Here is a 6,477-nt window from a genome sequence, read left to right on the forward strand (position 1 = left end):
TAATGGGGCCGTGGCCAGGAACAGACAGCGGGAGCGGGCGGCGGGTGCCGTCGCGGTCGTCGAGACCGTGGACGGCGGGCTCGCCGAGCTCATACCCGACCGGGAGCGGGCGCGCGGCTGGACGCTGCTCATCGACGGCGCCCCGCAGTCGCACGTCGACCTCGACGACCCCGCGTACCTCTCCTTCGAGTACCAGCGGCGCCTCGGTCACATCGCCGACCTCGTCGCACCGCCCCACCGGCCCGTCCAGGCCGTGCACCTCGGCGGCGGCGCCTTCACCCTCGCCCGCTACGTCGCCGCCACCCGGCCCCGCTCCACCCAGCAGATAGTGGAGCTGGACGAGCCGCTGGTCCGGCTGGTGCGCCGCGAGCTGCCGCTCGACTCCGGCGCCCGGATCCGGGTCCGGTCCACCGACGCCCGCGCCGGTCTCGGCAAGGTCGCCGACGGCTGGGCGGACCTGATCATCGCCGACGTGTTCAGCGGGGCCCGTACGCCCGCGCACCTGACCACCACGGAGTTCCTGGCCGAGGTACGGCGGGTGCTGCGGCCCGGCGGCTTCTACGCCGCCAACCTCGCCGACGGCCCGCCGCTCGCCCACCTGCGCGGCCAGATCGCCACCGCCGCCACCGTCTTCCCCGAACTGGCGCTCGCCGCCGACCCGACCGTGCTGCGCGGGCGCCGCTTCGGCAACGCCGTGCTGCTGGCCTCGGACCGGGAGCTGCCGGTGGCCGAGCTGACCCGGCGGGTGGCGACCGACCCCCACCCGGGGCGGGTCGAGCACGGACGGACGCTCGCCGACTTCACGGGCGGCGCCGCGCCGGTCACCGACGCGAGCGCCAAGCCCTCGCCCGTACCGCCCGCGGCCGTCTTCCGCTGACCCGCGCCCGCGGCCGTCTTCCGCTGGCCCGCGCCCGCAACCGCGCCCGCGACCGCGCCGGGGCGTACGGTCAGCGTTCGTCGATCTCCACGCGCGGCGCGGTGTCGTGCCAGAGGCAGAAGACGGAGATCTCCCGGGAGTCCTTGGTGAAGGTGACCCGGATCCAGGTGGGCTGCTTCCACACCTGCATCTGCCAGCCGGACCCGGGGACCGCCGAGACCAGTTCGGCCGAGGACGGTCCCAGGTCGAAGACCACCCGGCCGCCGTCCGTCCCGTAACTCTTCACGTCGCCCGAGCCGTTGCCCGAGGCCGTGCCGGAACCGGTGCCGGTGCCGCCGCCGGAGCCGCCCGGCGCGGTGGTCCTCGGGGCGGCCGGCCGGTCGGCCGGGGCCGTGGCGGCCGTCGTGGCGGGCCGGGCGGTGCTCGGCGTGGCCGTGGGGGCCGTGGTGGGCGAGCCGGGATCCGGGGTCGCCGAGGCCATCGGGTCCGTGCCCGCGGTGGCGTCGCCGATCGCCGTCGCACCGGACGGGATCGGCAGGGCCCGCGGCGGGTCGTACACCGTGCCGGCCAGCACCGTGTGCACCCCCCACCAGGAAAGGGTGACCGCCGCGCCGGTGGCGAGCGACCACGCCAGGGCGTGAACCAGTCCTCTTCGCACCGGCTCATCCTGCCATCCCCCACATGGCGTACGGTGCGGGCCATGGCAAGTGTGCTCGTGGTCGAGGACGACCAGTTCGTCCGCTCCGCCCTCATCCGGCATCTCACCGAGGCCTCCCACACCGTGCGGAGCGTCGGGACGGCCCTGGAGGCGCTGCGGGAGGTCGCCCATCACCGGTTCGACGTGGTCATCCTCGACCTCGGACTGCCCGACCTGGACGGCGCCGAGGCCCTCAAGATGCTGCGCGGCATCACGGACGTGCCGGTGATCATCGCCACCGCCCGCGACGACGAGGCCGAGATCGTCCGGCTGCTCAACGACGGCGCCGACGACTACCTCACCAAGCCCTTCTCGGTCGAGCACCTGTCCGCGCGGATGGCCGCCGTGCTGCGCCGGGCACGCTCGACCGGCGAGGCGCCGCCCTCTCGGGACATCCGGGTCGGCGGTCTCGCCATCGACCCGCTGCGCCGGCAGGCCGCCCTCGACGGCACCGCGCTCGACCTGACCCGGCGGGAGTTCGACCTGCTGGCCTTCCTCGCCGGCCGCCCGGGCGTCGTCGTCTCGCGCAAGGAGCTGCTGGCCGAGGTGTGGCAGCAGTCGTACGGGGACGACCAGACCATCGACGTCCACCTGTCATGGCTACGACGGAAACTGGGCGAGACGGCCGCCCGGCCGCGCTATCTCCACACCCTGCGCGGCGTCGGCGTGAAGCTGGAGCCGCCGAGGGAGCCCCTGCCGTGAGATGGGCCCTGGTCAAGGTGGCGCTCGCCGTCACCGTCATGGTCGTGGTCGCCTTCGCCGTACCGCTCGGCCTGGTCGTCAAGGAGATGGCCCGCGACCGGGCGTTCTCCAACGCCGAGCGGCGGGCCGCCGGACTCGCGCCGGTGCTCGCCATCACCACCGACCGGGAACAGCTGGAGCGGGCCGTCGCCACCACCGACGACGGAGCCGAAGGCCGGCTCGCCGTCCATCTGCCGCCGCCGCCCGGCGAACCCGGCGGGCCGGGCGAGGTGATCGGCGCCCGGCGGTCGTCCGGCGACGACCTGGCCACCACCCGCGCGCTCGGCCGCGCCACGATCGCCGAGGTGTCCGGCGGCTTCGCGCTGCTCCAGCCCGCCGCGGTCAGCTCCGGCCAGGTCGCCGTCGTCGAACTCTTCGTCCCGGAGGGTGAGGTCACCAACGGCGTCGCCACCGCCTGGCTGGTGCTCACCGTCGTCGGCGTCGCCCTGATCATCGGCTCGGTCGCCGTCGCCGACCGGCTCGGGCTGCGCATGGTGCAGCCCGCGCAGCGGCTCGCCCGCGCCGCGCACGAGCTGGGCGAGGGCCGGCTGGGCGCGCGGGTCCGCGAGGAGGGCCCGCCGGAGCTCAAGTCGGCCGCCGTCGCCTTCAACTCGATGGCCGACCAGGTCGTCCAGCTGCTCGCCAACGAGCGGGAACTCGCCGCCGACCTCTCGCACAGGCTGCGCACCCCGCTGACCGTGCTGCGGCTCAACGCGGCCTCGCTGGGCTCCGGTCCGGCCGCCGACCAGACCAGGGCGGCGGTGGAACAGCTGGAGCGCGAGGTCGACACCATCATCCGTACGGCACGGGACGCCAAGCCGCAGACGGCGGCGACGGCACCGGTCGCGGGCTGCGACGCCGCCGAGGTGGTCCGCGAGCGGATGGACTTCTGGTCGGCGCTCGCCGAGGACGAGGACCGCAAGGTACGGGTCGCCGGCGTCGAACGGCCGGTACGGATCCCGGTCGCGCGGCCCGAACTGGTCGCCGCGCTCGACGCCCTGCTCGGCAACGTCTTCCGGCACACCCCGGACGGCACCGCCTTCTCCGTCGACCTCCACAACGGCGAGGACGCCGTGATCGTCCTGGTCTCGGACGCGGGCCCCGGCATCCCCGATCCCGCGGCGGCACTGGCCCGCGGCGCGGGCAGCGGCCGCGACGGCTCGACCGGCCTCGGCCTGGACATCGTGCGCCGGATGGCCGAGTCGACGGGCGGCGACGTCCGCATCGGACGCTCGGTGCTGGGCGGCACGGAGGTCCGCATCTGGATCGGCCTGGGCGAGACGGGCGGGCGCGGCGGGCGTGGCGACGGGGGCGAGCGGAGGGGCCGGCGCGTCCGCGGCACCCGCGGCACGCCGGGCGGCCACGGTCTCCCGGCCGGCCGGGGCGGTTCGGGCGGCCACGGACGGCGCCGCGGGCGGTGAGGCGGGCGGCACCGCGGGCGGTGAGGCGGCGTCCTGGGGGAGCGGTCCGCGGGCGGTGAGGCGGCGTCCTGGGGGAGCGGCGCCGCGGGGAGCCGTACCTTTTCCCGTCCCGATGCCTTCCTTAAGCGGAGCCTAAGAATCCCAACCCCGGCCCGCTCCTTGCCATTTGTCCGTTTCCCTGTCGCTAGCGTGCTGCCGCACCCGCATCCCACCTCCCCCCCCACCTCCCCCCACATCCCTCCCCCCGGCACACACAGAGGCAGGCACCCGATGGGCACCAGTTCGCACCGGCGCAAGGCGAGCGGCAGGACGAAGGTCGTCGGCGTGGTCGTGGCCGCCGCGGTGATCGGCGGCGCGGCGTTCGCGCTCTCCGGCACCGCACAGGCCGCGTCCGTCGGCGCCGCGTACACCAGGACCAGCTCCTGGACCGGCGGCTACACCGGCCAGTACGTCGTCACCAACGAGACGGCCGGGGTCCAGTCGGGCTGGACGCTGGAGTTCGACCTGCCCGAGGGCACCACCATCAGCTCCCTCTGGAACGGCGAGCACACCGTCTCCGGCCGTCACGTCACCGTGAAGCCCGCGAGCTGGAACAAGGACCTCGCCGCCGGCCAGTCCGTCACCGTCGGCTTCGTCACCACGGCCTCCGGCCAGGCCGGCGACCCCGCCAACTGCCTCATCAACAAGGCCACCTGCTCCGTCGGCGGCGCCACGCCCACCCCGAGCGGCCGCCCCACCACCCAGCCGACCGCCACGGCGACCCCCACGGCCACCGCCACGCCGACCCCCACCAAGACGGCCACCCCCACGCCGACGAAGACCGCGACGCCGACGCCGACCGCCACCGCGACCACCCCGCCGCAGCCCGGCACCGCCGCCAAGTACGCCCCGTACGTCGACACCTCGCTCTACCCGGCGTACGACCTCCTCGCCACCGCCGACCAGACGGGCGTCAAGGAGTTCAACCTCGCCTTCATCACCTCCGGAGGCGGCTGCGCCCCGCTGTGGGGCGGCGTCACCGACCTCGCGAACGACAAGGTCGCCGCCCAGATCGGCGCCCTGCGGGCCAAGGGCGGCGACGTGCGCGTCTCGTTCGGCGGCGCCGCCGGTCACGAACTCGCCCTGAACTGCTCCTCGTCGACCGAGCTGGCCGCCGCGTACGGCAAGGTCGTCGACCGGTACAAGCTCACCAAGGTCGACTTCGACATCGAGGGCGCCGCGCTGCCGAACACCGCCGCCAACACCCGGCGCGCCCAGGCCATCGCCCAGCTCCAGAAGAGCCACCCCGGCCTGAACGTCTCCTTCACGCTGCCCGTCATGCCCGAGGGTCTCACCCAGCCGGGCGTGGACCTGCTCGCCGACGCGAAGCGGAACGGCGTCCGCGTCGACGCCGTGAACATCATGGCCATGGACTACGGGCCGGCCTACAGCGGCGACATGGGCCAGTACGCGATCTCCGCCGCCACCGCCACCCAGGCCCAGATCAAGGGCGTCCTCGGTCTCTCGGACGCGGCCGCCTGGAAGGCCGTCGCGGTCACCCCGATGATCGGCGTCAACGACGTCGTCACCGAGGTCTTCAAGGTCGACGACGCCACCCAGCTCGTCGAGTTCGCCCGCGCCAAGGGCATCGGCTGGCTGTCGATGTGGTCCTCGACCCGCGACAAGCAGTGCGCGGCCGGCGCGGTGAACTACGCGGACGCCACCTGCTCCTCGATCCTCCAGCAGCCGCTCGCCTTCACCAAGGCCTTCGCCGCCTACAAGTAGGCCCTCCGGACCACCAGGTCCCCCCACGCGCGCGCCCCGGCCGGACTCACCCCACCGCCGCCCGGGGCGCGCCCCTGTGCCCGTGCTCCCGTGCGGCCCCGGCCCGTCAGCCCTTCACCGCGCCCCGCATCACCCCACCCACGATCTGCCGGCCGAGCACCGCGAACACCAGCAGCAGCGGCAGCGTGCCCAGGACCGCGCCGGCCATGATCACCGACTGGTCCGGGACGTAACCGCGGCCCAGGCCCGTCAGGGCCACCTGCACCGTCGGGCTGCCCGTCTGGGTCAGCACGAGCACCGGCCAGAAGAAGTCGTTCCAGGCCGCCACGAACGTCAGCGCCGCCAGCACCGCCATCGCCGGCCGCGCCGCCGGGAACACCACGTGCCACACGATCCGCAGCGCCCCGGCCCCGTCCACCCGCGCCGCCTCCACCAGCTCGGCCGGCAGCGCCCGCAGCAGGTGCTGCCGCATGAAGAACACCCCGAACGCCGACACCAGGCCCGGCAGCACCACCGCCCGCAGCTCGTCCGTCCACTGCAGCCGGGCGATCAGCAGATACAGCGGGACGACCCCCAGCTGCGGCGGGATCAGCATCGTGCCCACCACGAGGGCGAGCAGCGCGCCCCGGAACCGGAACCGCAGCCGCGCGAACGCGAAACCGGCGAGCGTCGCCACGAGCACCGTGCCCGCCGCGATCACCGACGCCACGAGCGCCGTGTTCGCGAGCGCCGCGCCGAGATGGGCGTCGGTCCACGCGACGCCCAGGTTGCGCGGCAGGTTGCGGCCGAAGCGCAGCGGCGGCGGCGTGTGCGCGAGCCGCGTCGTCGTCCGGGAGGCGGCGACCGCCGCCCACAGCAGAGGGAAGAGGGAGACGGCGGAGAAGAGGAGCAGCAGGAGGTACGTGCCCCAGCCCGCCCGCGCCGCCCGCGCCGTTCGCGCCGCCCGCGCCGTTCGCGCCGTTCGCGCCGCCCGCGCC

6 protein-coding genes are annotated in these 6,477 nt (G+C 74.9%); 4 read left to right on the forward strand and 2 right to left on the reverse strand.

All coding sequences use genetic code 11. The features are described from left to right. Positions 1–10 precede the first annotated feature (10 nt). A complete protein-coding gene (locus tag ESG85_RS21430; protein WP_128981658.1) occupies positions 11–877 on the forward strand; it encodes a spermidine synthase in 867 nt (288 codons plus the stop codon). A gap of 70 nt (positions 878–947) precedes the next feature. Here the strand turns inward: ESG85_RS21430 and ESG85_RS21435 are convergent, their stop codons facing one another. Further along, a complete protein-coding gene (locus ESG85_RS21435) occupies positions 948–1,535 on the reverse strand; it encodes a hypothetical protein (RefSeq protein WP_128981660.1) in 588 nt (195 codons plus the stop codon). A 42-nt stretch (positions 1,536–1,577) separates the two neighbouring features. Between ESG85_RS21435 and ESG85_RS21440 the strand changes: the two genes are divergently transcribed. The 3 genes from ESG85_RS21440 (at position 1,578) to ESG85_RS21450 (ending at position 5,500) form a co-directional block, all read left to right on the forward strand. After that, positions 1,578–2,276, forward strand: a complete 699-nt coding sequence (locus ESG85_RS21440) for a response regulator transcription factor (protein WP_128981662.1) — start codon at positions 1,578–1,580, stop codon at positions 2,274–2,276. Further along, positions 2,273–3,736, forward strand: a complete 1,464-nt coding sequence (locus ESG85_RS21445; protein WP_128981664.1) for a HAMP domain-containing sensor histidine kinase — start codon at positions 2,273–2,275, stop codon at positions 3,734–3,736. The genes ESG85_RS21440 and ESG85_RS21445 overlap by 4 nt, the downstream gene beginning before the upstream one ends. A gap of 270 nt (positions 3,737–4,006) precedes the next feature. Then, positions 4,007–5,500, forward strand: a complete 1,494-nt coding sequence (locus ESG85_RS21450; RefSeq protein WP_128981666.1) for a glycoside hydrolase family 18 protein — start codon at positions 4,007–4,009, stop codon at positions 5,498–5,500. A 106-nt stretch (positions 5,501–5,606) separates the two neighbouring features. On the opposite strand, the gene ESG85_RS21455 is transcribed toward ESG85_RS21450, so the two are convergent. Then, positions 5,607–6,477, reverse strand: an 871-nt coding sequence (locus ESG85_RS21455; protein WP_425471263.1) for a carbohydrate ABC transporter permease, incomplete at its 5' end; no start/stop codon positions are given.

The organism is Streptomyces roseicoloratus, assembly GCF_004117935.1.
Lineage (GTDB): Bacteria > Actinomycetota > Actinomycetes > Streptomycetales > Streptomycetaceae > Streptomyces > Streptomyces roseicoloratus.

Bases quoted from the DNA above. Each gene is read 5' to 3' on its own strand.
- ESG85_RS21440 (WP_128981662.1), top strand. From the start codon at position 1,578: ATGGCAAGTGTGCTCGTGGTCGAGGACGACCAGTTCGTCCGCTCCGCC.
- ESG85_RS21450 (WP_128981666.1), top strand. From the start codon at position 4,007: ATGGGCACCAGTTCGCACCGGCGCAAGGCGAGCGGCAGGACGAAGGTC.